This is a genomic window from Sphingobacterium corticibacterium, from assembly GCF_004208525.1.
GTDB lineage: Bacteria > Bacteroidota > Bacteroidia > Sphingobacteriales > Sphingobacteriaceae > Sphingobacterium > Sphingobacterium corticibacterium.
Genome location: NZ_SGIT01000003.1, coordinates 438,790 through 462,906 on the forward strand (window position 1 = coordinate 438,790; position 24,117 = coordinate 462,906).

General features: G+C 46.6%; 20 protein-coding genes. 1 reads left to right on the forward strand and 19 read right to left on the reverse strand.

The window, feature by feature from the left end; all coding sequences use genetic code 11:
* Positions 1–209: 209 nt before the first annotated feature.
* The 19 genes from egtB to EWE74_RS16780 form a co-directional block, all read right to left on the reverse strand.
* Complete coding sequence (egtB, locus tag EWE74_RS16690; protein WP_130142790.1) at positions 210–1,403, reverse strand: ergothioneine biosynthesis protein EgtB; 1,194 nt, start codon at positions 1,401–1,403, stop codon at positions 210–212.
* A gap of 11 nt (positions 1,404–1,414) precedes the next feature.
* Positions 1,415–2,362, reverse strand: coding sequence for an L-histidine N(alpha)-methyltransferase (locus EWE74_RS16695; RefSeq protein WP_130142791.1), 948 nt, complete (start codon positions 2,360–2,362; stop codon positions 1,415–1,417).
* A gap of 9 nt (positions 2,363–2,371) precedes the next feature.
* Positions 2,372–2,548 carry a hypothetical protein gene (locus EWE74_RS21130; RefSeq protein WP_165384752.1) on the reverse strand — a complete coding sequence of 59 codons (177 nt, stop codon included), beginning with the start codon at positions 2,546–2,548 and terminating at the stop codon, positions 2,372–2,374.
* Between the two features lie 52 nt (positions 2,549–2,600).
* Positions 2,601–4,493, reverse strand: a complete 1,893-nt coding sequence (locus tag EWE74_RS16700; RefSeq protein WP_130142792.1) for an acyltransferase family protein — start codon at positions 4,491–4,493, stop codon at positions 2,601–2,603.
* Between the two features lie 81 nt (positions 4,494–4,574).
* Complete coding sequence (gene rfbA / locus EWE74_RS16705) at positions 4,575–5,441, reverse strand: glucose-1-phosphate thymidylyltransferase RfbA (protein WP_130142793.1); 867 nt, start codon at positions 5,439–5,441, stop codon at positions 4,575–4,577.
* Between the two features lie 16 nt (positions 5,442–5,457).
* Entirely contained in the window at positions 5,458–6,846 is a 1,389-nt protein-coding gene (gene rfbD / locus EWE74_RS21505; protein WP_317125967.1) for a dTDP-4-dehydrorhamnose reductase, read from the reverse strand.
* Positions 6,847–6,858: 12 nt separating this feature from the next.
* Positions 6,859–7,251 (reverse strand): type II toxin-antitoxin system VapC family toxin, encoded by a 393-nt coding sequence (locus EWE74_RS16720; protein ID WP_130142794.1) that lies wholly within the window; start codon positions 7,249–7,251, stop codon positions 6,859–6,861.
* On the reverse strand, positions 7,238–7,468 hold the full coding sequence (locus EWE74_RS16725; RefSeq protein WP_130142795.1) for a hypothetical protein: 231 nt from the start codon (positions 7,466–7,468) through the stop codon (positions 7,238–7,240). Before EWE74_RS16725 ends, EWE74_RS16720 begins: the two co-directional genes overlap by 14 nt.
* 162 nt (positions 7,469–7,630) lie before the next feature.
* On the reverse strand, positions 7,631–8,686 hold the full coding sequence (gene rfbB / locus EWE74_RS16730) for a dTDP-glucose 4,6-dehydratase (protein WP_130142796.1): 1,056 nt from the start codon (positions 8,684–8,686) through the stop codon (positions 7,631–7,633).
* Between the two features lie 227 nt (positions 8,687–8,913).
* Positions 8,914–9,693: a tyrosine-protein phosphatase gene (locus EWE74_RS16735; RefSeq protein ID WP_130142797.1), complete on the reverse strand. Its 780-nt coding sequence runs from the start codon at positions 9,691–9,693 to the stop codon at positions 8,914–8,916.
* Positions 9,694–9,833: 140 nt separating this feature from the next.
* Positions 9,834–10,826: a mannose-1-phosphate guanylyltransferase gene (locus EWE74_RS16740; protein ID WP_130142798.1), complete on the reverse strand. Its 993-nt coding sequence runs from the start codon at positions 10,824–10,826 to the stop codon at positions 9,834–9,836.
* Positions 10,827–10,831: 5 nt separating this feature from the next.
* Positions 10,832–11,395, reverse strand: a complete 564-nt coding sequence (locus EWE74_RS16745; RefSeq protein WP_130142799.1) for a 3'-5' exonuclease — start codon at positions 11,393–11,395, stop codon at positions 10,832–10,834.
* Between the two features lie 327 nt (positions 11,396–11,722).
* A complete protein-coding gene (locus EWE74_RS16750) occupies positions 11,723–13,003 on the reverse strand; it encodes a replication-associated recombination protein A (protein WP_130142800.1) in 1,281 nt (426 codons plus the stop codon).
* 31 nt (positions 13,004–13,034) lie between these two features.
* On the reverse strand, positions 13,035–15,503 hold the full coding sequence (locus EWE74_RS16755) for a YfhO family protein (protein ID WP_130142801.1): 2,469 nt from the start codon (positions 15,501–15,503) through the stop codon (positions 13,035–13,037).
* A gap of 77 nt (positions 15,504–15,580) precedes the next feature.
* The gene (locus EWE74_RS16760; RefSeq protein WP_130142802.1) at positions 15,581–16,267 is read right to left on the reverse strand and encodes a potassium channel family protein; all 687 of its coding nucleotides are present in this window, start codon (positions 16,265–16,267) and stop codon (positions 15,581–15,583) included.
* Entirely contained in the window at positions 16,267–18,045 is a 1,779-nt protein-coding gene (locus tag EWE74_RS16765) for a TrkH family potassium uptake protein (protein WP_239018689.1), read from the reverse strand. Before EWE74_RS16765 ends, EWE74_RS16760 begins: the two co-directional genes overlap by 1 nt.
* Before the next feature lie 37 nt (positions 18,046–18,082).
* Complete coding sequence (locus EWE74_RS16770; RefSeq protein ID WP_130142803.1) at positions 18,083–19,873, reverse strand: AsmA family protein; 1,791 nt, start codon at positions 19,871–19,873, stop codon at positions 18,083–18,085.
* A 102-nt stretch (positions 19,874–19,975) separates the two neighbouring features.
* On the reverse strand, positions 19,976–20,896 hold the full coding sequence (gene rsgA / locus EWE74_RS16775) for a ribosome small subunit-dependent GTPase A (RefSeq protein WP_130142804.1): 921 nt from the start codon (positions 20,894–20,896) through the stop codon (positions 19,976–19,978).
* A gap of 93 nt (positions 20,897–20,989) precedes the next feature.
* Positions 20,990–21,187: a DUF2683 family protein gene (locus EWE74_RS16780; RefSeq protein WP_130142805.1), complete on the reverse strand. Its 198-nt coding sequence runs from the start codon at positions 21,185–21,187 to the stop codon at positions 20,990–20,992.
* Positions 21,188–21,313: 126 nt separating this feature from the next.
* Between EWE74_RS16780 and polA the strand changes: the two genes are divergently transcribed.
* A complete protein-coding gene (gene polA / locus EWE74_RS16785; protein ID WP_130142806.1) occupies positions 21,314–24,115 on the forward strand; it encodes a DNA polymerase I in 2,802 nt (933 codons plus the stop codon).
* Positions 24,116–24,117 lie beyond the last annotated feature (2 nt).

Here is a 24,117-nt window from a genome sequence, read left to right on the forward strand (position 1 = left end):
GTGTAATTTTTTCATTTTTTCCGAATAATTTTTACATGGGCTAAGATATATAGTTTGTTTTTTTAAAAAAATACCCATTATTAGGTATTTTTCTATCAAGCTGCAAAGGACAGAATTTTTAAAAAGATTGACAATAGCAGCGGGGGGACAAACTGGGGACACATCTATACGTCCTGATAATCAGAATATTAGACGGCTATATTTCGTTCTCAGGACGATGAAGACGCACACAAACGGATTCCTGTAAACTGCCATTGATGTTCGGCATGGAAGAAATTTCGGTAGCTAGGTCTGCTATGGCGGGGGGATGTGGCGATGGAAGCACCTCGCAATACCATTTGGTTTACCATAAACTTTCCGTTGTATTCCCCCACCGCACCTGCTGCTTTCTCAAAACCGGGGTAGGGTAAATAGGCACTACCTGTCCATTCCCATCGCTCTCCCCATTCGAATTGACTGGAAGCAACTTCCCATTCCGCTTCAGTGGGAAGGCGCATCCCGCTCCAGGCAGCGTAGGCGGAGGCTTCATAGAAATTGATGTGGCAGACGGCTGCATCTGGATTGACTGGCGCTAATCCCTGCAGTGTATAATACATATGCTGCCCATCCAACAGATGCCAATATAATGGCGCTTTGATCCCGTGTGCTTTGACCCAATCCCAGCCTTCAGCATGCCAGTATCTGAAATCCTGATAACCGCCGTCTGCTATAAAATCTAGATATTCTCCGTTGGTAACCAAACGGTTAGAAATCGCATATCCGTGAAGATAGGTTGTATGTCGATGGAGTTCGTTATCGTAACAAAATCCGCTGCCCTGAAAGCCAATTTCAAACTGCCCTCCCGGTATCGGGAGCATAATAAGCTCTTCAGCAGAAATTTTCTCACGCTCCAAACCCTCTGCATACCGCGGAAAAAGTGGATTGTGCCCTAAAATATACTTGATATCGGTAAGCAACAGTTCCTGATGTTGCTGTTCGTGATTGAGCCCTAGTACCAGCAGCTTTGCCACCTCTTCCGTAATTGTTGCTTGGCGCAGAAAAGCTTCCATCTGCTCGTCAACATAGGTACGGTAATGGTATACATCTGCTACCGATGGCCGGCTCAGGTTACCTCTATCCGTACGCACTACCCGGGCACCAACCGTTTCATAATAACTATTGAACACATAATTGTATTGGTCATTAAAGACTTGATAGCCTGGCGCGTACACGCTAAGTATAAAGGTCTCGAAAAACCAGGTAGTATGCCCTAAATGCCATTTGGGTGGACTGACATGTGCGACGGGCTGCACGACGTAGTCCTCTACTTCCAGCGGTTCGCATAGGAATTGGGTATAATTCCGTACCGTGGTATATTGTGTTAATAGGTCTTCAGGTATATAGGTAGAGGTAGTTTGTTCCATATCTGTCTTTCTTATTTGATGTGCCAGATAGCATCTACAAACCAATTTTTACTGTCGGCAATCTGCGCTATGGGCGCAAAGCCGCATTCGATAGCCATCCGGTCGATTTCTGTTGTTGTATATTTTCGGGAAATTTCTACGGCAATAGGTTCGTTGATCACAAACGGGATACATTCTTCCCCGATATGTACCTTTTGATCGGCCAGGCTTACTAAATAGCTGCGGCAACCGCCATCAATAGGATCGTATGCCTGATAATGCTGAAACGCGGTTGTGTTAAAATCAGCATGCAATTCCCGGTTAATTCGTTCGAGCAAATTGAGATTAAACGCGCCCGTAATCCCCTCCTTGTCATTGTATGCCTCGAGAACCGTATGTGGATTTTTTTGCAAATCGAAGCCGATTAACATCATATCGTCTGCTTTCAGCCGTCGACTCACCGACCTGCAGAAGCCGTGTGCCTCGTCGAGCTCCATATTGCCGATGTTGCTTCCGAGAAACAAAACGATCTTTCGGCGATCCGATTGCTCGGTAGCTTTGCGTAGCATCTCCAGATTTTCGCCATGCCATGGGATGACCTCCAGACCGGGAAGATCTTGCTGAAGACGATCACAAAGCGTGAGCAGTACGGGCTCACAGATATCAACAGGCATATACGTGAAATCTACCTGTTCCCGGACAAGATGTTCGAGCAGGAAACTGGATTTCATTGCGTCTCCGGCCCCGAGCTCGATGAGATCGAATGGTTCCTGCTGGACATGCAATACCTCCGCCAGTTCCGTTGTCTTATCTCGGAAAATCTCTAACTCACAAGCGGTCAGATAGTAGGCTGGCATATCCATAATACGCTGGAACAAAGCCGCACCGTTCTCATCATAGAAATATTTTGACTGTAATCGCTTAGGATAGTCTTTCAGTCCCTGCAAAACATCTTCCTGGAAGCTTTCTAATTTATCCATAAGCGCTGTTTACCGTTTGCCCCCGCCAACTATTTTTACGATGATCCAGATAACAAGCGCAATAACGGCACCCACGATAAGAAAGCCTGTCCACATACCGGCTTTGAAAATTCCTTCTACAATACCACAGCTACTCAAAAGCATGGTGACATAGGTTAACATCGAAATTTGCAATAATCTTCCCATAATAATTGTTTTATTTAGAAGAACAACTGGTGTATTAAAAAAGTTTTGTATGCTACGAGCCGTCGGTATCCGAATAGGGGGCGCTGTGGAATATTTTTTTGCTGAAAATCGATCTATATTGCTCTGTACCAAAGATGGAGAAATGGTCGGCATCGTACATATAGCCTTCGACTCCGTTTGTACTTTTTATCGCGGGGGAGTGGTACACATCTATATATTTGTCGGCGATTTTCGATGTTTTAAGAAAGTTGTTTGCACGAGTTCGATAGGTCTGCAGATAGTTTCTTGGTTCGATCCCGAATTTCAAGCGTAGTATCTCTATGGCTGGATACTCCACCGTATAGCTTTCGGTTTGTCCAATATATACCAGCGGTATGTCCATTTCGCCGAAGTATACCTCAACAGCATGGAGGTAGTCTTCTACTTGGTGCTTACTATAGGAGGCGTAATTGGCAGACAAGATGACTTTATCGATCTTATCGTGATATAGGGGAAGATAGCGGTCGTAAATATAATGCATCAGGTCTGTAGGTCCTGCAAATATAGGCTTCACACCGGGCGCCGGAAAGACATCATCGCCGGTCGCTTGCAATAGGTTGACATTGTTTTCGCGAGCTAATCGATGTAAGGTGTGGGCAAACATACCTGCATGACAGTCGCCCAATAAGAGATAGTTACGTTGGTCGTTAGAAAATTGGAGAAGGCGCGTGGTATCAAAGTCTTCAAATCGGGAACGTGATAACAGATGGGATTCTCCGAATCCATATTGTGCTGCCGCGCGCTCGCGAGGATATTGATAATGAAAAGCGACGAGATTGGCTTCTTGTGGATTTGGAAAAAATCTATAAAGGGGCAGTTGCGTCGCCATGAACGTGGTCGTTATAACCAAAACTCCCGCCACTAACAGCCTTTTGGGTGTACGCAAAAAACTCCGAATTTCGACCAATCGATAGGACAATGCTCCCAATGCAAAAGATAGCAGGAAAACCGCCAAAAGATACGACCAGTGGCGTGAAAGCGAAAAATAGGTCCCTAACACAATAAGCGGCCAATGCCAGAGATACCAAGAATAGGAAATATCTGCAACAAATTTAACAGCTGAAAATTGGAATAGCCGGAGATTACACTGTGCCAAAATTAATAGACCGGTTGCGAATACCGGAACTATAGTGAAAAGGGAGGGCCAACCGGCTGATCGCATGTTCAACAAACCGGTTACCGATACCATTAGTAAAAAGACACAAAGGATAGCCATTCCATTCCGCACACGTTGCGGGATTTTTTCGCGAAAGGATTTCTCGCACAGAAACACGATCCCGCCTGCAACAAGCTCCCACGCCCGTGTATGAAACATATAAAAGGTAAACGATTGATTGGCTTGTGCGGCATAATACATGCAACAAATCGATATTAGCGCCAGACCGCAAAGAAAATACAGATCGTATCGTGCATGATTATTTGTTAGCCGTCTGAGCGCCATAAGCAACAGTGGATATAGGATATAAAATTGCCATTCGATGGATAACGACCAGGTATGAAGCAGGAAGTTGAGCTGGGAAGCGGGCTGAAAATAGCCGGACGATAGATAATAATAAATATTGGAAACGAAGATACTGCTGGACAGGGCGAATCGACTGAAGTCGTAAAGCTTTACCCCCAACACGAAGTAGAGGAGAATAAAAAAGAATAGAATCAATACCAATAAAGCGGGTAAGATCCGGATCAATCGACGCCGATAGAAGCTGATCAGACTAAAATTATCTCGATCTAGCTGTGCCAAAATAATCTTGGTCATCAGGTAACCAGATAGAACGAAAAATATATCGACTCCAATATAGCCGTCTATAAATTGCGGCAGCCCCAGATGGTAGAGCACGACGGATAGGATGGCAATGGCGCGTAGAAACGCTATATCATATCGGAAATTCATATGGTGTGTATACATCTCGCGGTCTATTATTGATATGTTCGTTTACGTCAACAATATCATCTGTTTGCTTAAGGCGGAAGAAGCATCACTTTCTGGCTATCTGCCTGCGGCAATACGCTTTAAATATTCTCCATAACCAGACTTAACCAAAGGTTCTGCAAGTCGTAGTAGTTGTGGTTTATCGATGTAACCCATGCGGTAAGCAACTTCCTCAATAGCACCGATCTTCATCCCCTGCCGCTCTTCGATGACTTGTATAAACTGACCGGCTTGCATGAGGGATTGGATCGTACCGGTATCCAGCCAGGCGGTACCCCGGTCGAACACGCCTACTTTCAGCTTGCCTCCGCGGAGGTATTCTTTATTGATATCGGTTATTTCCAATTCGCCCCGGGCAGATGGCTGAATGTTTTTGGCGATGCGGACAACCTCGTTATCGTAAAAATAGAGTCCGGGTATCGCGTAGTTGGATTTGGGAGCAGTGGGTTTTTCCTCAATGGATACGACTTCTTGGGTGACATTGAACTCGACAACGCCATACCGCTCGGGATCCTGAACGGGATAGGCGAAAATGACGCCGCCGTCTGGATCGGCACAGCCTTGAAGCAGCTTGGACATACCGGAACCGTAGAAGATATTGTCGCCCAGAATAAGGGCAACCTTGTCTTGGCCGATAAAGTCTTCGCCTAACAGGAAGGCCTGCGCCAGCCCGTCCGGACTGGGTTGCGCTTTATAGGAAATCCGGCAGCCTATCTGTGTCCCGTCCCCTAGCAGCTTTTGAAAATTCGGCAGATCTTGCGGCGTGGAAATCAGCAGGATGTCGTTGATACCGGCCAGCATCAAGGTGGAAAGCGGATAATAGATCATCGGCTTGTCGTATACCGGCATCAGCTGCTTGGACACGGCAAGGGTTAGGGGGTGTAAACGGGTGCCGGAACCGCCGGCTAATATAATGCCTTTCATTTTTTTGTTTTGTTGTTCACTTTATCACGAGCTTCAAACTATCCAACCAAAAAGGAACTTCCACGTTAAATGTACGCTTTATCTTACTTTTATCCAACAGCGAATAAGCGGGGCGTTTGGCTGGTGTGGGATATTGGGCAGTCGGGATCGGTGTGATGCGGCAACTGGCGCCGATCTGCTCGCGGATGGCTACGGCGAAATCGTACCACGACACTTGACCTTCGTTAGCGTAGTGGTAGATACCGGGCTGCCAGGTATCAGCTTTGAGGATATCGACGATGGCTTGGGCCAGATCGCCGGCATAGGTGGGCGAACCGATCTGATCGCTCACGACGGACACTTCTTCGCGTTCGCGCAGGAGCCGCAGCATGGTGTTTACAAAGTTATGGCCCTGCTCGGCATACACCCAGGAGGTGCGGATGATGATACTCTCGGGCGCCCATTTCTGTATGGCTTGCTCACCTTTAAGCTTGGTCTGGCCGTAAACATTCAACGGCCTGGTGGGCGCATCTTCGGCCAATGGCTCGCTGGATTGCCCGTCGAAGACGTAATCGGTAGAAATCGCCAGCAACTTAGCGCCATGCAGACGGCAGTATTGAGCGATTTCTTCGGTAGCCAGATGGTTGATGGCATCCGCACGATCGGGTTCGTTTTCGGCTTTATCCACCGCAGTATAGGCGGCGGTGTGGATAATGATATCGGGTTCATACATCCCCAGCATATCGTGGATAATCATCGTCTGCTCCAACGGCAGCTGCTTGCTGTCCAGAAAAAAGGTGTCGAAGTTTTCGCCTGCCAGCTGCTTTTGCAGCGCCCGGCCGACTTGTCCGCTCCCGCCGGTGATGAGGATTCGGGGCGTTTTAAAAGATATAGCATCCCAAAAAGGTAGTGCTTGATCTTTATCGGATATAATCAATTCTTCCGGTGAAAGCTGCCAGTCGATCGCCAGCGTGGGATCGTCGTAGCGCACGCCCCACTCGGCTTCTTTATGATAGAAGTTATCACATTTATAAAAGAAGGTGGCGGTATCGGAAAGAACGACAAAGCCGTGCAGGAAGCCGCGCGGAATAAAGACCTGCAGGTTGTTTTCGGCGCTGAGTTCGACGGTTTCGTACTGGCCGAATGTAGGAGAATCGGGTCGGGCATCGACCATGACATCGAGCACACGTCCTTGCAATACGCGCACCAGCTTGGCTTGTGCCTGTTCGCCGCGCTGGGCATGCAGGCCACGGAGTACGCCTTTGGTCGAAAACGACTGATTGTCTTGCACAAAGCGTGTGGTCGTTCCGGTATGCTCCTGAAAGGTCTGCTCGTTAAAGCTTTCAAAGAAATAGCCGCGGCTATCGCCGTATGTAGTCGGTTCTATGATAAAACAACCGGAGAGTTTTGTTTCTATTATTTTCATAAAGTGGCTCTCTTACCAACGCTCCATTTTGAGACCATCTACTTCCTTGAAGTGATTATCTCGAGTCACCAGGATCAAGTTATGTTGTATTGCAATGGAGGCTATCCAAATATCATTTGATGGTATTGGCTTACCTTTTTTGTATAATAAGGCAGATATTTCACCAAACTTCTGCGAAGTTAAGGTATCTGTTAGGATTACTTCACAATAACCGAGAAAGTCCAGAAGCGTTTTTTCATGCCTAATCTTATTAGACACACGGTATACTCCGACGTACAGCTCTCCCAAAACAGTAGTGCACAATGAAAAACCCGCGAGCTCTTTTATTTTCTCAGCGATTTTTACATTCCCCGAAAGTATCTCGATAACGATATTAGTATCCAGCAAATAGTTATTTCCAAGCATCCGGGTCGATTGTTTCACAAGATTCAGCAATAACTTTTTTCATTTCATGGGCCTCCTCTTTGGAGAGGATACCAACGAAGTCATCGATGCTTAGCTTTGATTTACGATGCTTCTTTATCGTTTGATTTACGAAGTTCTCAATTGCAGCAAGCTTTGATTCGCTCTTTATCTTTAATACTTTCTCTATCAAATGCAGTTTTCTTGCTTCAGTTACCATTTGATTTTCCTCCTGTTCTTTATTTGACCTGACGGCCTAAACTATTTACATTGTAGGTTGGCTCAGAAGAACCATTTTACCAAGTGCCTAACAAATATACACAATTATCTTCTGTACGAATACACGTTAAGGATATTCCGACCATTTGAAATCCTTCATCTCTTATTTATCTTTATACTGTTTGTTGTAATATTGTTGGTATGCCCCGGAGTTCACACGCTCCAGCCAAGGCTGGTTATTCAGGAACCAATCGATCGTTTGCGATAGCCCTTCTTCGAAGGTGACCGAGGGCTCGTAGCCAAGTTCGGTATTGATCTTCGTCGCGTCGATGGCATAACGCAGGTCGTGCCCGGGGCGGTCTTTGACGTAGGTGATCAGCTGGGCGGCGGTACCGGTCGCCCTATCGAGTTTTTCATCCATCTGCCGGCACAGCTCGTTAACCAAATCGATGTTCTGCCATTCGTTGAAACCTCCGATATTGTAGGACGAACCGTTTTCCCCTTGATGGAAAACGAGGTCGATACCACGGGCATGATCCACCACAAACAGCCAGTCTCGCGTGTATTTCCCGTCACCGTAAATCGGCAGGGGTTTATCGTGCAGGATGTTGAGTATACAAAGTGGGATCAGCTTCTCGGGGAAGTGATTGGGCCCATAGTTGTTGGAACAGTTGGTGATCACGATAGGCAGGCCGTAGGTATCGTGGTAAGCGCGCACGAAATGATCGGAAGAAGCTTTGGACGCGGAATAGGGTGAATGTGGATCGTAGGGAGTATCCTCCGTAAACAGACCGGTTTCCCCCAGGGTGCCATACACCTCATCGGTAGACACGTGATGGAAGCGTTTGCCTTCGGGCTGCTCTTTCCATGTTTCACGTGCGGCATTCAACAGGTTCACCGTACCTACCACATTGGTCATGACAAAATCGGTCGGCGACGTGATAGACCGGTCAACATGCGACTCGGCCGCCAAATGGATAACGCCATCGGGCTGATAGCGCTGGAATAACGCCAATACGCCCTCGGCATCGCAGATGTCTTGCTTGACAAAGGTATAATTCGGCTTGTGCTCGACATCTTTCAGGTTCTCCAGATTGCCGGCATAGGTCAACGCATCCACATTGACGATATGGTAATCGGGATATTTGTTGACAAATTCTCGAACCACATGGGAACCGATGAAGCCGGCTCCGCCGGTAATGAAAATGGCTTTTTTCATTTTACTAATATAGTTGTTTTCCCTTTTTTCTTGATAAAAAGGCGACAAAAATCAAGGCCTTGCACTACCCCTAATTAACACGAAAGGGTCGCATCAAAACCGAGCCTTGGCGAGCTCAACGAAGTTAAATTTTGAAATATGTAGAAATAACATTTTTGCATTATCCACTCCTTCAAAATTTTTCAGCGACGAGATTTTTGGTTCTTTTTCGCGGGGAAAAAGAACACCTAAATAGCAAGCTTTTGACTATCCTCGAATATCGTGGCGTTTTTTATAGGGTTATCTTTCAACAAATCGAAGGTATCGTATTTTGCGGCAACCATTTTAAGGGCGTGGAGGTGCTTCTCATGGTGCATATCGGTACCGACTAAATCATACATTCCGGATTTAATCAGCGTAAGAGCGATCGATTTAACGGGCTCTCCATAATAGCGGGAGATGGACAGCAGGTTAAGTTGCAATAAGCAACCTGCGTCTTTGATCTCTTTATATACTTTAAAATTCTGGTGATAATAATTATAGCGCTCGGGATGGGCTAAAATAGGTTGATATCCTTTTTCCTGAATATCTTTAATTGTCTGAAAAAGTGCCTTGGATTCTGCTAAATAGGACATTTCGATCAGGACATGTCTATTCGGCAGCGGACAAAGATTTTCATTCTGGACCAATGTTCCCAATTGATCATCGATCATGTATTCTGCCGCGTATTGAAGACCAAACTTCATCCCGCTATCGGCAACGGCCTGTTGGAGCTTGGTATGGGCATCCTTAATCGTGGTCGGCGTATTGTCGTGTACGCCATGCATGATGTGTGGCGTGGATATACTTTTTTGAATCCCCAACTCTTTTAATCCTTGGATAAGCGTCAAGGATTGTTCAATGTTCGAGCTACCGTCATCGATACCGGGCAGGATATGGTTGTGCATATCTACCCCTATCCATGCTAATCTGCCAATAGACTCATGTTGTTTTGTACTTCTTTTGAATAAGTTTTTCCAAAAAGACATTATTAATAATTTTGTTTACACATTTCCCCTGGTGATCGTCTCTCTTTCTCATATACGATATCACGCTGCAATAATACAGCCAATATTGTAAAATACGAAACGATTATTGTCACTTAAACGCTACTATTAATTAAAAATATTTAAATTAATGGAGAATTTTCTTTTTCTAATAGCTCGTAAACATGTTTCACATCTTGCGCAAATGCCTTGTCCAAAACTAAGACCGCATCGGCTGTATTGACTACTACGCAGTTTTGTACACCAAGAAAGACCGTATGCTTATGGCTTTCGCCAATAACAATATTGCCCTGCTCATCTTGTGGATGTCCTTTCGAAATAAGATAATCGTATAAGGAATCAAAGGACCCCATATCGGACCAATGGAAGAAAGACGGCACAACGTTGATGCTATCACTACGTTCCATAATGGCGTAATCCACACTCTTTGAGGGGATCTTGCGCGACAGCTCCTCGTCTAATACGCCGTCTTTTGCCACATCAAAGGCGGCTTTTGCGGCTGTGTATATTTTTGGATCGAAACGCTCCAGCTCCTGCAGGTAGGCGGATGCCTTAAAACAGAATATACCGGAATTCCACAAGAAGTTACCGCTTTTCAGGAAATCTTTTGCGGTTTCGAAGTTGGGTTTCTCCCGAAAGGACAGCACGTTGTTACCTTCTGATTCGATATAGCCATAACCTGTTTCTGGCCGGGTAGGGTTTATACCGAAAGTGACCAGGCCGCCCGCTTTAGCAAACTCAATACCGCGCTTAATGGCTTGCAAATACTGCTCGTCTCCTTCGATCAGATGGTCGGAAGGGGTAACGATCAGGATATCATCCGGCGCAAGCGATAGTGCCGCAAACGCGATCGCCGCGGCTGTATTCCGGGGTACGGTTTCCACGATAATATCGTGTGACACCGCTTTTAAATCTTCTTTCGCCAGATCGATATTCTGCACGGAGCCTACCAAAACGACATGCTCGCACACCGCTTGATTTCGCTCTATCGTAAGTTTAAACAAGGATTTCTCGTTAAAAATAGGCAGATACTGCTTGGGTTTCGACTTCCGCGATAGTGGCCAAAGCCTAGAGCCTACTCCGCCGGATAGGATAACGTTTACTATTTTTCCCATAATGGTTACATCTCGGGTTGTTGTTCTTGTGGTTGTTCTTGTGTCTGAAAGTGCTTTTCTATTAAAGCAGGGGTAATCTGATCCCGCTTAAGGTAAAGCTGTGCGCTCGCCATGGCATCGGACAGGGGATCATGATGGTGCAGCTCGATATCCATAATGCGGCAACAGATGCTCAGCTTGGTTCGTTTAAATCCTTTTTGCCGATAGATCTCACTGGTACATTCCCAGGTAGGTGAAAGCTGCAGGGTATTGTAATCGAGCTGGTACAGCTTCATCGTCTTCATCAGTACTTCCCGGTCAAACTTCTCGTTGTGTGCGACCATGTGGCTACCTTTAAGGTATTGCGCTATCGTCGGGAAAAGTTCCAAAAACGTCGGTGCGGCCACGGTGTCCTTCGGTTTGATACCATGCACTCTCGTGGTCTGCCACATGTATTGGTTGCCCGGCGGGCGCACCAAACTGTGAAACTGATCGACAACCTGACCGTTTTCCACCTTTACAATACCGACCGCACACACGCTGGTGTAAGCTGCAGTAGCGAGTTCAAAATCTATTGCTGTAAAGGTCATCCTCTTTTATTATTTGTTGTAAAGTTTACAAAGATAACGTTTTTCTTCTTTCCCCTTTTTTCTTGACAAAAAAGGGGACAAACCGAACAAAGTGAGCTCATGGATACCAAAATAAACACGAATCCATAAAAGTCAAGACTTGCATGGTTCCGCTACCTTTACAAGTCAATCATACAGGTAAATTGCACCACCCTCTATTAACAAAGAAATGTGGCATGCGGATATTTGAGGTATGTACAAATTCATCCTTCGTACTATCCCTTATCTCAAATATCCGAAGCCACGAGCTTTTTGGTTCTTTTTCGCGGAGAAAAAGAACATAAAAAATCAATAGCGATACCGCTCTCGCCATTTGGCGCGAAGCGACTCCCTTATCTTATTTTCTGCGGCGTTGTTTCCGGGATCGTAGAGCACGGTGCCGCTGATTTTATCTGGAAAAAACTCCTGTTCGACAAAGTTGCCGGGATAGCTGTGTGCATATTTGTATTTTGTACCGTAATCCAGCTCCTTCATCAGCTTGGTGGGGGCATTGCGCAGGTGCAAGGGTACGGGAAGATCGCCGGTTTGCCGCACGAGGGCCTGGGCTTTGCCGATAGCTTCATAGGCGGCATTGCTCTTAGCCGACGACGCCAGATAGGTTACGGTCTGTGCTAAAATAATACGGGATTCGGGCCAGCCGATCACGTTGACCGCCTGAAAACAATTGTTGGCTAACAACAGGGCGTTCGGATTGGCATTGCCGATATCTTCGGATGCGAGGATAAGCAAGCGACGGGCAATAAAAGAAGGGTCTTCTCCACCTTCTACCATACGTGCAAGCCAATACACTGCCGCATTGGGGTCGCTCCCCCGGATAGACTTGATAAAAGCCGAAATGATATCGTAATGCTGCTCACCGGTTTTATCATATAACGCCATATTCTGCTGCACTTGTTTGAGTACAAAGGCATTGGTGATGGGCTGCTTTTGCGCATGGGCGGCATGCACCACCAGCTCAAATACATTGAGCAATTTGCGGGCGTCTCCGCCGGAAAGGCGGAACAAGGCTTCGTATTCTTCGATCTGGACGGGATGTTCCTGCAAGTAGCTGTCCTGCGCAATAGCCTGTTCCAAAATAGCGGTCAATTCCTGCTCGGAGAGATGCTCCAATACGTATACCTGACAACGGGAGAGCAGGGCGGAAATCACCTCGAAGGAGGGATTTTCGGTGGTAGCGCCGATGAGCGTCACCAGCCCGCGTTCTACGGCCCCGAGCAGCGAATCTTGTTGCGATTTGGAAAAGCGGTGGATCTCATCGATAAAGAGGATCGGTTGCTCTTGATTGAACTGGTATAATTTATCGGCTTTGTCAATCACCTCCCGGATATCCTTGACCCCCGATTGGATGGCGCTCAGCGAGAAAAACGGTCGCCCGAGCTCGCGGGCAATCAGCAGGGCCAGGCTGGTTTTACCGACACCCGGCGGCCCCCAAAAGATCATGGAGGGTATGTTTTTCTGCTCTACGGCGTTCCGAAGGACAGCGCCTTCGCCGATGATATGCCGCTGTCCAATATAATCGGCAAGGCCCTTGGGGCGCATCCGCTCTGCTAAAGGTATCGATGTTGCCATAAGGCAAAGATACTAATTTTTTTAGCGTTCGCTAAGCGATATTTTTCGCTTTCCGCGTTCCACGCCATATAGCGAACCCAAAGCCTAACACCAATATAATAGATGCGATCAACGAAATAATACTGCTGATCTGCATGGTTTTAGGCGCAAAAACAAACGAAATTGTATGATTGCCGCCGGGTACCTGCAAAGCGCGGAGAATATAATCTGCCCGGATAATGGGGACCTCTTCGCCATCGATATAGGCTTTCCAGCCTTTGTCATAAAATACCTCGGAGAAAACGGCAAACGCATCGGTAGGTGAGGTATATTCGTATTGTAACGTATCCGGATGGTACGACACCAGCTTGATTTCGGCATTTTCAGATTTTCCCAGACGGGAGATATTCAGCCTATTCTTAAATTCTTCATGCACAAAGGCTTCTTTATGCGGATCGAAGCTGCTGATGGCCTGCATCTCCTGGGCATTGCTGTTGACAAAGGTAACGCGGTCTACAAACCACGCATTGCCGGCAGCTGTACTTCGGCGTTTAATCTGTTCAGCTCCGTTTTGTGTGTTTTGCGTAATCAGGTAACGCACATTGAACATATCCAATACGTCTTCGTTCATAGCGCCATTGAACTGATGTTCCAATACTTCCTGGAACCGCATCAACTTAGCGGCATGGTAGCCGCCCAGACTTTTGTGATAGAAAGATGCGCGGGCATCGGAAAACGGATTGGTGGTTAAATCAATGACCCGGTAGCTCAAATCTTTATCCATCCGAATCAATTGATCCACTTCCCGCTCGGGAATCCGGGTATTGGAGGTACGTTTGTCCACGAAGGAGTCGTCGTTGAGATAGCGCTTATCAACCGACCACAGATCGGCAAGAATAACAACGCCTAATATACCGATAAACAGCGGCATGCTGAGTTTCTTCTTACTATAGAACCAGATCAGCCCAAAAGTAATCAGAACGATGAAAAAAGATCGGTAGGCATCTGCCGTAGCGAGTGCTGCACGGTCTTTCACCAATGCGCTAGCTACCTGTCCAGCTGCTTGCTTATCGCCAAACGCCTGCTCTAGCGACGAAATCAACTGTTGGTGCTGGCTGTTTCGGAAATCCAAAAACAAACTTGGCAGAAAAGCGATGAGTAGACAGAACCCACCTACCCCGATAAAGGTATACAGGACTTTCTTATCGAGCTGTGGAATCTGATCGGCGCGTGTAAACAATTCGTTGACGGTCAGAATCGCCAGGAGCGGGATCAGGATCGCCGGGATAATCAGGATCGACTCGACCGCCCGAAACTTATTGTACATCGGGAAATAGTCGAAAAACAGATCGGACACTAACGGAAAATGGCGTCCGAAGGCCAACAAGATGGTGAGGATGGTCGCGGTAAGGATCCACCATTTTAGGCGGTCTTTAACGATAACTAACCCCAGAATAAACAGGAATATAACGGCAGCCCCAAAATACCAGGGACCGGAGGTAAACATCTTCTCGCCCCAATAGGTGGGCAGTTGACCGGCAAACTGGGCGGCTTGCGCCTCCGGGATGCCGAGACCAGTCATGGTTTTGGCTACTTCCGATTTGCCGTCTAACACACCTCCACTACGACCGCCATAGGCATTTGGAATCAGGAACGTGATATTTTCGCCCACACCTTGGCTCCATTCGTAGGCGTATTGCTTGTCGAGACCGCTGGCGTTTCCGCTGGTATCGTCTACTTTCTGGATATTGGCTTTTCCTCGAATCGTGAGCTTGCTGTATTCATAGGTAGGAAACAGGACGGATGCATTGACCAAGACGGCTATTACCACGGCACCAAGCTGAAATGCGGACGCTTGCAAAAAAGGTCTCCATTGTTTGTTCCGAATGGTATGATAGAGCTCAAACCCGACAAGCACGAGCAACGCAAGGAACAAATAATAGGTCATCTGGATGTGGTTCGCACGGATTTCCAGCGCAAGGAACAGGGTAAGCAATACCGGCCCCCACAGCCTGCTACCGCGATAACACAATAGTATCGCGCCAATGATAGGTGCCAAATAGGCAATGGCGTATGCTTTATTGAGGTGGCCGGCCTCGATATAAATAAAGTTGTAGGATGTAAACGCCAGGGCTACGGCACCAACGGCAGCCAGCCAGGGTTTGATGCGCAACACCGAAAACAGGAAATAACCGCCCAAAAGATAAAGCAGAACGATGTCGGTAGGTGCCGGGAAAATACGGCTGATGCCTTTGTTAATATACGTGGTTATATTATGGGCATGCTCGTACCAAATCTGGTAAGTCGGCATACCGCCGAACATCGCGTTTGTCCAATTGGGCGCGTGCCCATCTTTTTCTTTGTAATCGAAAAGCTCTTTTTGACTGCCTACTGCCTGTACGACATCGGACTGAACCAACGTTTTACCGCCGAAAATTGGTGAAAAATAAAAAAACACCAAGGCGATACATATCGCGATAATGATAAAATGCGTTGTATTCTCCTTAAACCACTGCTTCATATGTTTGTTTATAATATCTCTTAAATTGTTTCTGCGTCAACGCCAAAAATATATAAATAATTGGAATCCGCGGGCTATTAATCGGTTTTTTGTATTAAACGCTGAATGTTGGAGAGTTCTCCGAACACCACCAACAGATCGCCTTCGGCTAATTTTGTTTCTGATCCGGCAATTCCGGATGCTTCGTTGCGAAGCACGGTTTTTCCCCCTACTTTCTCTTCGTAGGATTTTACGGTGGTCAAGACGATCACTTTATATTGGTTGGTGAGGTTGGCCTCTTTTAAGGTCATGCCCACATATTTGGTAGGCACACGTGTTTCCACGATGCTGTATCGGTCGGAGATCTTAAAGGAATCGATAATATCTACATTGTCCAGCCGCATGGCCAACCGCTCGGCTGCTTCTTCTTCGGGCATGATATAATCGCCGATCTGCATCGCTTCGAGCACGGTTTTCTGCAATTCGGAGACGACACGCCCGATGATCCGTTTGACGTTCAGCTGCTTCAGCAGGGCTGTGGTGAGCAAAGAAGCGCCCTCGTCTTCTCCGATCGCGACAATAACGGCATGGGAGTCTTTGAGCGGAAGTGACGTCATGGCTTCTCTATCGGTGGTATCCATACATACGGTATGGGTGATCCGATCTTTAAGCTGCTCGACGATGGCTAACTTTTTATCGACCGCAATGACCTCATGGCCTAACTCCGTTAGATGTACCGCTAACGATTTTCCAAAGTGTCCGAGTCCTAAAACGATGTACTTCATTAAAACAATATCTTTTCTGTCGGATAAATATAGCTTTTGTTTCTGGTGTTCTTAATAAAAGCCACCAATAATGTTAAGGTGCCTACCCGACCGACAAACATGGTAACCGCCACAATAATCTTGCCTGTTGCGGACAAAGAAGGGGTGATACCCAGGCTTAGCCCACAGGTGGAATAGGCGGAGACAACTTCAAAAAGTAGGGCTTTCATTTCTTGCTGGGGGTCTGTAAAGTTCATCAATACAAAGCTCAGTGTAATGGTGAGCACGGAAAGGACGATGATGGCAAAGGCTTTGTTGACGGATTCGACCGCTATCCTCCGTTTATAAATCTCGATAGATTCTTTGCCGCGGGCCAGTGCGATGATATTCATGATAGCCAGGGCTACGGTGGTGATCTTTACGCCACCTCCTGTGGAACCCGGAGAGGCGCCCATCCACATCAAGGTAACCATCATAATAAGGACGGGGGTCGCTACAAAATTGATGTTCACGTTATCAAATCCGGCGGACCGTGCCGAATTGGCCATAAAGAAAGAGGTCACCCAATCGCCGATGACGGAGGATTCTTCTGCAAGGGTATGGCGCTGCTCCAGGATATAATACGATAGGGTAGCGACGACCAACACGATGGCGTTACAAAACAAGATAAAGCGCGTATTGAACGTAAATGCACGGGGCTTGTGGATGTATGGCCGGCGAAGGAACAGCCGATATACGACTTGTTTTGCTTTCTGCTTTAAGAAGGTATAAAAATTGTACACGGTGCCAAACCCCAGCCCACCCAATATAAAGGAACAGGCGATGATCATTTGGAAACCGTGATTGAACCGGTAAATATCATGCCCTATATCGTCGGGCAGGATCGTGAACCCCGCGTTACAGAACGAAGAGATGGCGTGAAAGGCGGAGAAGAATATGCGATCGCCCACGGACTTAAACAACGCGGCATCCAATGAAAAAAAGATGAAAACACCACCGATCAGTTCAAAAAAGAGGGTAATAAAGATAATCGTGAGGAGGGTGGAAATGACGGAGTTCAGTTTATTCTCACCCAATATTTCGCCGAACATCAGCTGGTTTTTATAGGAAAATCCGCCCGAGAAAAAATAACCGAAAAAGCCCGTGAAGGTCATGATACCCAATCCGCCGATCTGGATGAGCAGCATGATGACGCTTTGCCCGAATACAGAGAAATTTGTGGAGATATCGGTAACGGTAAGACCGGTGATACACACGGCACTCGTGGCCATAAACAGCGCATCAACAAAGCTTAGCGGCGCGAGAAGGGTCGTACGCGGCAACATCAATAACACTGTTCCCAGCAGAATAAGCGCGAGGAAGCTGATCACAAACAGGATCGTGGGGTTGAAATAGAAGTTATCGAAAAAGAGGCTATTCCGCGATAATTCGGACAGGAAAACCAATGCGATACCGAGATACAACCACTCCATTTTCGCGAAGTATACCCAGCCTGTCAGCCGGGAGACGCTAATGAGCAGGAAATAGACGAGCAGCACCAATCCGGAAATGTGGGAGACGTTAATCTTCCTCTCGGCCAGGATCGCGGCTACGGTGCGGAGAGTACCGAGTATGAACAGGAAATAGAACATCCCGATAACGGTATCTTCTGAGGTTTCTGCCAATTGTTTGTCGGTGATGTAACCGATATGGGCGAGGGTCATGATAGCGCATACCATGCTCAGATAGAACATGGTACGATCTACTAATTTGTGTCGATATTTTAGTAAAAATCTAAAAAAACCAATGATTGCATCCATGCTTGACGTTCTTCTCTCCTCTAGCTCCTGCGCTGGTCTATTCTTCTTTCTTTTTGAATAAACCTCTAAAGAATCCTTTTGTTTGCTGGGTGGTTTCCTTCGTGCGTTCAACGGCTTCTTTTGCCACTTCTGCCCGCTCTTTCCATTTTTGCTCGCGTTCTTTGCTGATGCCGGCAGTTTGTTTGATACCATCCAGTAAACTCTCCCACAGGTTCTTGAAAAACGTATGTTCCGGAACACGGCGGTGGTTTACGCTGCCCACGTGATATTTTTCGTTGGCATCGGGATTACTATCGTTGATAATGAGTTGATTAACCAGAAACGAGGCGATCTTGAGAGATCTTTTCTTTTGTGGCTTACCGGGATCGGCTTTTAAATCGATTTTGAGGTTATCGTAATCGAAATGGAAGTCGCCCCGGCTACGGTAATCGGTTCCGCTGATATTAAACCGGATACCCCGGATATTGCCGGACCGGATGCCGACGTTCAACAATGGATCCAGGATACGGTTGAACGCGGTTGCGCTCATGGCTCCGAGTGTACCGTTATAGGTATGTTCGCCGGTTTTGCTCAGCATATCAAACGTGAACTTCGCGTGCAGATTGCCCCGCCCCATGACCTTCGCCCGTAGATCGGCCCGCATGTATTTGTCTTGCGATAAGATGACGGTGTCATTTGTCACATTGGTGATCGTTCCCGTGGCTCCATTAAAGCTGATCTCTCCTTCCCGATGATACTTGCCGCTCATTTCGCCATACACGACATCGATGTTTTTTACAAAGACGGTATCTACCGAGATCCGTTTTTTAACCCGCATCAATTTCTGATGAGGTGCCTGGCCTATTTGGTTAACGGGCTGCTTGGGATATCGTTTATCGCCATACAACGTGGCATGTCCGTTTTTTACAGATACCCGCTGGGCGATGGTCTGCTGCTCCTCAATCAATTTCTTGAAATCTAGCTTCTCCATGTAGAGCGTATCAAAATGTAAGTCGGCGCGTGTGACGTTTTTGCCATGTTTCTTGTAAAAAGCGGCTTTATCCAGCGCAGGCCTGAAATCTACTTGGGTTAACAAAAGCGTTTGGGCTTGTGTATTGATTTGCAGTGCTTCAAACCGGGCCTTGTAAAATCCATCCGAAAAGGTATATTCAAAGCCGGGTATAAAGGCTTCAATCAACTTGGTATAATAAAGACGGGAGGTATCTGCCTGCGCATGTTCATCTATTAAAATATCTTCCGCGCGGATTTGCAGGCTGTCTAAACCAAAGTTTGTCGACACGCTATCTTCATTTAGCTTGGTGAGACGGAATGCGGCACGCTCGATATCAATCCGTCCAATATTCACGGCGTTCAACACGCCTTTTATACTTTCGTATAGACTCTTTTTGGGTTTCTCGGTAGCGATCGTGTCGTTGTAGGCGTGGTATTTATTCGTTAAATGAATGCGGGGTTCGGTTAAATCGATGGATTTGATATGCAGCTCCCGGTTACGGAGCATATTCAGGATACCGAAGCGCTTTACCTTCAGCTCTTTAATCTCGATGTCGTACAGATTGTCTGGCGCAAGCTCAGCTGCTTCCATACGGGCATATACTTGTGTATCGGGTTTTAAGAGAACATTTTTTAGCGTAACATTTCCCAACGCAACGGTCATGTCCAGATCTTCATACGTTAACCGGTATAAACTATCGGTAGAGCTTTTAACCAGTTCTTGTAATTGTTCCTCCACAATAGGTTTCCAGTTGCGCGAAAGATACCAAGATACTCCCGCTAAAGCCACCACAATCAATACGAGAATGCCGATGACCCATTTCCAAATTGGCTTCATATATGCTGTTATACTGCGATTCTTAAATTATGCTTATTAATTACTTGTTAACAACAATTTAATAGCTATTTATGTTTTTGGCTACGCTTTTCTTTTATTTTTTTAATTCCTAGTGTCTTGATTATGGTATATACTTAAATAGCTATCGTAACGGGAGGATTCGATTTCGCCGTTTTCAACGGCTTCGAGCACAACACACCCCGGCTCATTGATATGCCGGCAGTTGTGAAAACGGCATTCATTTAAACGCGCACGCATCTCCGGAAAAAAATGGGCTAATTCGCCCTTTTCAATATCCACGATCCCTAGTTCCCTTATACCGGGTGTATCGATCAATTTTCCGCCGAAGGAGAGATCGATCATTTCGGCAAATGTGGTGGTATGTTTTCCCTTGTCGGACCAATCGGATATTTCGCCTGTTTTTAATTCGACCGAGGGTTCTATAGCGTTGATAAGCGTCGATTTTCCGACACCAGAATGGCCGGACACTAACGTGGTCTTATCTTTCAGCAGTTGGCGGACCTCCGCCATATTGGTCTTTTCCCGGGCAGACACGGCATAACAGGGATAACCGATCTGCTCGTAGATGGCCATATAATCGGCCAGGATGTCTACCCCTTCTTCGGAAAACAGATCCAGCTTGTTGAATACTAAAACGGCGGGGATATCATAGGCCTCGGCCGTAACTAAAAATCGATCGATAAACCCCAACGAGGTAGGTGGCGACGCCAAGGTAACGACGAGCAGGGCCTGGTCCAGATTGGCCCCGATAATCTGGGCTTGCTTAGACAGGTTGATAGACCGACGGATAATGTAATTTTTACGCGGCTCTAAGGCAGTGATAATGGCACTATCTTGATCGGGCTCATATTCATATTGCACCCAATCGCCTACGGCGACGGGATTGGTGGTTTTAATCCCTTTGGTACGGAACTTACCTTTGATACGGCATTGTATACGCTTGCCCGCTTCGCTCTCTACCAAATACCAACTTCCGGTTGATTTCGTTACCAAGCCGCGCATATTTACGAAATATGTTTAGATATTGTCATAAAGCAAAAGTATACATTTTGCTTTTACTTTTCATAGTGTCCTTTTAGTGACATTATATGTAAATTACTTCCATAGGTCTTCTGTAGCAATCCTCACACCCTTGCCCTCTTTTATATCCTTTTCTGCTGTCAGAATTTGGTTGACAAACTCGGTATCATAAGGAGAATCTTCTTTTGCTTCCACTTCTACTTTAAGCATCTTCGCCAATTCTTTGATTAAGGGAAGGTGCTTCTTCTGTACTTTTTTCAAAATAAGTTCCATACAACAAATATATGGAAAATCTCCATAAGTTACTATGCCTAAGCCCCTCTAAGTTTTAGCAAGACACCATTTGCGAGAATGCAGGTCAACCGCTACCTTTGTGTAGAACGATAAAAAAATATTTTGGTGAAAAAATTATTTCTGCTAGATGGCATGGCCTTAATATACAGGGCATACTTCGCGCTGAGCAAAGTACCTCGCTTGACTTCTTACGGATTGAATACAGGTGCTGTTATGGGCTTCACAAACACCTTATTGGAAGTGTTGAAGAACCAGCAGCCCACACATATGGCGGTAGTATTTGATACGGAGGCACCGACTAACCGCCACTTGGAATTTGAGGCTTACAAAGCACAGCGGGAGGCTATGCCGGAGGACCTGGCAAAATCGATCCCGTATATTTTTCGGCTTATCGAGGGGTTTAACATCCCTATTATTACGAAAGATGGCTATGAAGCGGATGATATTATCGGGACGTTGGCGAAAAAAGCGGAAAGCGAGGGCTTTACCGTGTATTGTATGACGCCAGATAAAGATTTCGGCCAGTTGGTGTCTGAAAATATCTTTATTTACAAACCGGCCCGAATGGGCAATGGCGCCGAGGTTTTGGGTGTGCCGGAGATTTTGGAAAAGTGGGAAATAACGGACGTATCGCAGGTGATCGACATTCTGGGGCTTTGGGGAGATGCGGTAGATAACATTCCGGGTATTCCCGGTATAGGGGAAAAGACAGCGAAGAAACTCGTTCAGCAGTATGGCTCGGTAGAGAAACTGATTGCGCATAGCCATGAGCTGAAAGGCAAGCAACGGGAAAATGTAGAAAATTTTGCCCAACAGGGGCTAATCTCCAAAAAACTGGCGACCATCTTACTGGATGTACCGGTGGAGCTGGACGAAAAGGCACTGGAAATAGACGATCCTGACCGGGCCGCATTGGAACCGCTGTTTGCGGAACTGGAGTTTCGTACGCTCGGCAAGAGGGTCTTTGGCGAGGAGTATAACGTGGTGGAAAGTGCGGCCAAAAATCCGTCTGGTCAAATGGATTTATTTGCAGCGGCACCATCCGAACCGGCGGTAACCTCTGCTGTGGCTCCTACAGAACCAGTCGTAGCGGGGTTGAACATCCACAACACACCGCATGAATATATTTTGGTGGATACGGAAGAGCAGCAGCGACAACTTGCGGCGCAATTGGCGGCATTATCGAAATTTTGCTTCGACACGGAAACTACCTCTGTCGACGCTTTAGCAGCTGATATCGTGGGATTTTCTTTTGCTTTTGAAAAAGGCAAAGCTTACTATGTGCCGACGCCGGCAGATCGGGCTGCTGCGCAGGCTATCGTGGCCATTTTTAAGGAGGTATTTGAAAATCCACGTATTGAAAAAGTGGGACAAAACTTGAAGTATGATATCCTGCTGTTATCGCGCTATGGGGTTCGTGTACAGGGACCACTTTTTGATACCATGATTGCACATTACCTCATTGATCCGGATACACGCCATAATATGGATATTTTGGCGGAAAACTATTTGGGGTATACACCGGTCTCGATTACTGAACTCATTGGCCCGAGGGGTAAAAAGCAGGCCAACATGCGGGATGTGGCGATCGATAAGGTGGTGGAATATGCTGCTGAAGATGCCGATATCACGTGGCAGCTACACGAGGTATTAAAGCCTTTGCTGGAAGAAACGCATACGCTGCGTCTGGCAGAGAAGGTCGAATTCCCACTGATCTATGTACTGGCGGAAGTCGAAAAAAATGGTGTAAAAATCGACGTGAACACCTTAAAGGTGTTCTCTTTATCGCTCGAGGAGGATATTAAACGACTGGAAAAAGATATCTACGAAAAGGCAGGGGTGCAATTTAACATCGCCTCGCCCAAACAATTGGGGGAAGTGCTCTTCGACAAGCTACACCTCGACCCGAAGGCAAAAAAAACCAAAACCGGCCAATACAAAACGGGGGAGGAAGTGCTGCTGGCTTTAGCTTATAAATCAGACATCGTACAGGATATACTCGATTTCCGACAACTGCAGAAGCTAAAGTCGACCTACGTCGATGCCCTGCCAAGTCTTATCCATCCGGAAACGGAACTTATACACACATCCTACAACCAGGCGGTGGCGGCTACGGGAAGGTTAAGCTCAACCAACCCGAATTTGCAGAATATTCCGATCCGTACCGAAAGAGGTCGGGAGGTTCGGAAGGCTTTTATTCCACGAAAAGCGGGGAATGTGCTCTTATCTGCCGATTATTCGCAAATCGAGCTCCGTCTGATGGCATCGCTTAGTCAGGATAAAAATATGTTGGATGCCTTCGCGGCGGGTCATGATATTCACCGGGCCACCGCAGCACGGGTGTATGGGATACCACTGAATGAGGTAACCACCGATCAACGTAGAAATGCGAAAGCGGTGAACTTCGGGATTATATACGGCCAGTCTGCTTTTGGTCTTTCCCAAAGCCTGGGCATTCCCCGAAAGGATGCGGCGGCGATCATTGAACAATATTTCTCGCAATATACGGGCATTCAGGAGTATATGCGAAAAGCGATCGAGTTTGCGAAAGAGCACGGCTACGTGGAAACTATTTTAAAACGTAGACGTTATTTAAGGGATATCAACTCGGCCAACATGACCGTACGCGGCTTTGCGGAACGAAATGCTATTAATGCCCCTATACAGGGATCTGCGGCAGACTTAATTAAAATTGCCATGATCAATATTCAACAGGATATCGTTGAAAAGGGGTTAACGGGAAAAATGATTATGCAGGTGCATGATGAATTGGTGTTTGATGTGCCGGAGGAAGAGGTCGCGGAATTAACGATCATCATTACCGAGCGTATGAAAAATGCTATCGAACTCCAGGTGCCTATTGAAGTGGAGGCAGGAACGGGAAGCAATTGGTTGGAAGCACATTAGGA

Bases quoted from the DNA above. Each gene is read 5' to 3' on its own strand.
- egtB (WP_130142790.1), bottom strand. From the start codon at position 1,403: ATGGAACAAACTACCTCTACCTATATACCTGAAGACCTATTAACACAA.
- EWE74_RS16695 (WP_130142791.1), bottom strand. From the start codon at position 2,362: ATGGATAAATTAGAAAGCTTCCAGGAAGATGTTTTGCAGGGACTGAAA.
- EWE74_RS21130 (WP_165384752.1), bottom strand. From the start codon at position 2,548: ATGGGAAGATTATTGCAAATTTCGATGTTAACCTATGTCACCATGCTT.
- EWE74_RS16700 (WP_130142792.1), bottom strand. From the start codon at position 4,493: ATGTATACACACCATATGAATTTCCGATATGATATAGCGTTTCTACGC.
- rfbA (WP_130142793.1), bottom strand. From the start codon at position 5,441: ATGAAAGGCATTATATTAGCCGGCGGTTCCGGCACCCGTTTACACCCC.
- rfbD (WP_317125967.1), bottom strand. From the start codon at position 6,846: ATGAAAATAATAGAAACAAAACTCTCCGGTTGTTTTATCATAGAACCG.
- EWE74_RS16720 (WP_130142794.1), bottom strand. From the start codon at position 7,251: ATGCTTGGAAATAACTATTTGCTGGATACTAATATCGTTATCGAGATA.
- EWE74_RS16725 (WP_130142795.1), bottom strand. From the start codon at position 7,468: ATGGTAACTGAAGCAAGAAAACTGCATTTGATAGAGAAAGTATTAAAG.
- rfbB (WP_130142796.1), bottom strand. From the start codon at position 8,686: ATGAAAAAAGCCATTTTCATTACCGGCGGAGCCGGCTTCATCGGTTCC.
- EWE74_RS16735 (WP_130142797.1), bottom strand. From the start codon at position 9,693: ATGTCTTTTTGGAAAAACTTATTCAAAAGAAGTACAAAACAACATGAG.
- EWE74_RS16740 (WP_130142798.1), bottom strand. From the start codon at position 10,826: ATGGGAAAAATAGTAAACGTTATCCTATCCGGCGGAGTAGGCTCTAGG.
- EWE74_RS16745 (WP_130142799.1), bottom strand. From the start codon at position 11,395: ATGACCTTTACAGCAATAGATTTTGAACTCGCTACTGCAGCTTACACC.
- EWE74_RS16750 (WP_130142800.1), bottom strand. From the start codon at position 13,003: ATGGCAACATCGATACCTTTAGCAGAGCGGATGCGCCCCAAGGGCCTT.
- EWE74_RS16755 (WP_130142801.1), bottom strand. From the start codon at position 15,503: ATGAAGCAGTGGTTTAAGGAGAATACAACGCATTTTATCATTATCGCG.
- EWE74_RS16760 (WP_130142802.1), bottom strand. From the start codon at position 16,267: ATGAAGTACATCGTTTTAGGACTCGGACACTTTGGAAAATCGTTAGCG.
- EWE74_RS16765 (WP_239018689.1), bottom strand. From the start codon at position 18,045: ATGGATGCAATCATTGGTTTTTTTAGATTTTTACTAAAATATCGACAC.
- EWE74_RS16770 (WP_130142803.1), bottom strand. From the start codon at position 19,873: ATGAAGCCAATTTGGAAATGGGTCATCGGCATTCTCGTATTGATTGTG.
- rsgA (WP_130142804.1), bottom strand. From the start codon at position 20,896: ATGCGCGGCTTGGTAACGAAATCAACCGGAAGTTGGTATTTGGTAGAG.
- EWE74_RS16780 (WP_130142805.1), bottom strand. From the start codon at position 21,187: ATGGAACTTATTTTGAAAAAAGTACAGAAGAAGCACCTTCCCTTAATC.